The sequence below is a fragment of the Veillonella dispar genome (assembly GCF_937975875.1).
GTDB classification, from domain to species: domain Bacteria; phylum Bacillota; class Negativicutes; order Veillonellales; family Veillonellaceae; genus Veillonella; species Veillonella dispar_B.
Genome location: NZ_CALJSP010000034.1, coordinates 1 through 3,344, shown reverse-complemented (window position 1 = coordinate 3,344; position 3,344 = coordinate 1). Strand labels below are relative to the sequence as shown.

The 3,344-nt window shown below is 40.9% G+C and carries 3 protein-coding genes; all 3 read left to right on the top strand.

The window, feature by feature from the left end:
- A partial coding sequence (locus Q7P05_RS09580; protein ID WP_369680421.1) for a phosphoribosylglycinamide synthetase C domain-containing protein occupies positions 1–169 on the top strand: 169 nt, incomplete at its 5' end.
- Positions 170–468: 299 nt separating this feature from the next.
- The gene (locus Q7P05_RS01390; protein ID WP_178884479.1) at positions 469–1,611 is read left to right on the top strand and encodes an isochorismate synthase; all 1,143 of its coding nucleotides are present in this window, start codon (positions 469–471) and stop codon (positions 1,609–1,611) included.
- A 39-nt stretch (positions 1,612–1,650) separates the two neighbouring features.
- The coding region (gene menD / locus Q7P05_RS01385) for a 2-succinyl-5-enolpyruvyl-6-hydroxy-3-cyclohexene-1-carboxylic-acid synthase (protein ID WP_303930147.1) at positions 1,651–3,344 on the top strand (1,694 nt) is incomplete at its 3' end.

The window sequence follows — 3,344 nt, the reverse complement described above, 5'->3', positions numbered from 1 at the left end:
GGCCGGTTCTTCCTGGTACTTCCTGCGCTATATGGACCCCCACTGCAAGGACGCCGGCCTTGGTAAGGACCTTAGAACCGCACTCGATAGAGCTTATGGTCGTATAGAACATATCGATTTTGAGGGCATGCAATATCGTACAGATATTGGGGCGAAAGCTTTCAAATAAACTAAAGGTCTTTTAAATCATGTAAACATGTATTTAAAAGAATACAATAGCATTTCAAAAATATAAAAACCTCTACATTTATGCATAGCGCATGTGGTGTAGAGGTTTTTATTTTCTACCTTTTAATGGTTACCTATGTTATAATAATGTAGATATAAAGAGGGCCCATCGACGTGTGATGGCGTTAGGCTCATCTCAACATTTTGAAACCTATTGATGGCGCCTAATATGTAGAAGTACATCTTCTACATATTAGGTGTTTTTACTATAGTCTATTTTTCGTATAGCGACATACAACTATGAAATATAACAAAGAACCGTTAAAACTGAATAGTCCGGTATCATTTTGGATGAATTTCCCCAATGAAGAACGTGTGTTTTGGGTGGATCGCCAAAGTGACCGCATCGTTGTGGGCGCTAAACGTCTAGCGACGGTTAAAGATGATAACGATCGCCATAATTACGCTTATGTATTTTATGGGGATACTTTTTTTGATACTGTAAAAGACCCTAAATGGTCTAATATGGGCCATGAAATGATTGCTTTTACCCATTATTACATCGTAGAAAATGGAGAGTCCTTCTATCTACATGCTGGTGAAAGTGTACCTATTGAGAATTATGAGGTACCTCGAGTTCATCATAACTACAAAGAAACCAGTGATGATAAGGCGGATTGGAATCGTTTGATGAATGCTATTGCCAATGGTATTAACAGCGGTGAGATGACTAAGGTCGTCTCCTCTCGTGAGGTCGAATTCACTAGCGAAACACCATATAATGTGGCAAGTATCTTAGCTAACTTAGTGGATAATAATCCTAATTGCTTTATCTTTGGCTATGAAAAGGATGGGCGTACCTTTGTAGGGGCATCGCCAGAAATTTTAGTCCGCCATCGCGGCAGTGAAATATTAAGCTATGCCTTAGCGGGCACTGCTCCAAAGGATGGTCCTAACGCGTGGACTAAGGAACAATTACTAACTAATAAGAAAAATCTTGTAGAACATAATATCGTTCGCGATCGTATCGTGAATACGATGAGACAAATTACTCCACATGTTACGGTGGGGGAAACCGGCATTATGGAGTTGTCGCACCTCTATCATTTGCGTACCATAATTACCGCAAAGGATAGTACAAAATCTCTTGTGGATTGGGCTAAGTTATTACACCCTACACCAGCCCTTGGTGGTGAACCTCGAGAAAAGGCGCTAGCCTTATTACAAGAGTATGAATCTCATGAACGTGGCATGTACGCAGCCCCTTTTGGCTTTATGAAAGATATGGGGGACGGCATCGTTGTAGTTGCTATTCGATCTGCTCTTATCATGGATAATGTATTGTATGCCTATGCAGGATGTGGTGTTGTAGCCGATTCTGATGCGGATGAAGAATACGCTGAAACTAATAATAAAATGCGCACCATTCTTGATGCCTTATAATTGTTTCCGTACCTCTAGGGGTGTTTGAAAGGGAATATAATGAATGAATATATTGCTGCCTTGGTAGACGAGTTCTACCAACTCGGCGTCCGTCATGCGGTGTTTAGCCCTGGTTCTCGTTCTACGACGATGGCCATGCTGTTCAAGGAGCATGAAGGATTTGAAACCTATATGAATATAGATGAGCGCTCTGCTAGTTTTATGGCTCTAGGCATTGCAAAGGCTCATAAGGAACCAACTGTACTCGTATGTACTTCAGGTTCGGCTGTGGCCCATTATTTGCCAGCTGTTTTGGAAGCTCAATATAGCGGGGTACCGCTCATTGTACTATCTGCTGATAGACCTCATACATTATTGCATGTAGGGGCTCCTCAGACTGTAGATCAGCACAAAATCTTTGGCACTGCGGTCAATTATTTTGAAGAATTAGCTGTGCCTCAAGAGGCTCATTACTATACATATCCTCGCCAAGTGGCTCGTAAAGCGTATATGAAAGCGATGGATACGAAAAAAGGGCCAGTCCATATTAATGTGCCTCTCTTTGAACCATTGGTGCCAGAATTGAGCCGTAACCATTTTGAGGCTGGTCGCAGTTCCTTTAAAGTGGTTAAACCAAACTATAGTAGTGTGTTTGGCTGTGATAATAGAAATAATTTGACTCATTTTAATAATGCAGTTGATATTGCTCATGGAAATAATGGTACAAACGAGATTAATGATTTACTTGAAAGATATGAGCGTATCCTTATCCTAGCAGGCCCGCAGATCGATATAGATGAAGCTAATACGATTCGTTCCTTTGGGGAGGCTTTACAAGCCCCTATTTTGGCGGATCCATTGTCTAATGTAAGACGACGTTATAACTCGGCGGATAATCAAAGCAATAAAGAGGGGATTGATGCTAATAATGTTGTTATCTCTACGTATGATGCATTATTAGCAGGGCAAGCTCTTTGGCGTGAGTTAAAACCAGATTGTGTAATTCAGTTTGGCCAAATCGTTGTGTCAAAACGAGTGCAACAGATGATTGCTAGCTGGACTGATGTGGAGTATATTGAGGTAAATCCTACCATGGACTCCATGAATCCAACAGGTAAAACTACCATGCATGTGCAAGCTAGCATTGATGTCTTTACCCATTTGTATGGAAAAAACAATCGCTCTGATACGTACTTAAACATATGGCAACGATTAGAACAAGAGGGTAAGAAGCAACTAAGCTTAGCTATCGATGAACCTCATTGCTTTGAAGGCCGAACTATACGCGAGTTACAAGAGTATATCCCAGAAGATGGACAAATTTTTGTTGCCAATAGTATGACGATTCGCGATTTTGATTACTTCTGGTTCAGTGGGGAATCTAAGGCGGTTCTTTTCGGCAACCGAGGTGTCAATGGCATTGATGGCACTATTTCAACGGCTCTAGGGCTAGCAGTAAATGGTAGACCTACATATTTAGTAACAGGGGATTTATCCTTGTTCCATGATTTGAATGGATTGGCTGTAGCTAAAACTCATAATTTAAACTTAACCATTATTTTGCATAATAATGATGGAGGCGGTATTTTTGAATACTTACCTCAAAAGGGGACAAAGCATTTTGACTACTTGTTCTCTACGTCACAAGGTTTAGATTATAGTGGGGCCGCTAAACTCTATGGCTGTGGGCACACTAAAATCTCTAGTCCTGATGAATTGAGTCATGTATTAGCTAAAGTTAGCACGGAATCTGG

Bases quoted from the DNA above. Each gene is read 5' to 3' on its own strand.
- Q7P05_RS01390 (WP_178884479.1), top strand. From the start codon at position 469: ATGAAATATAACAAAGAACCGTTAAAACTGAATAGTCCGGTATCATTT.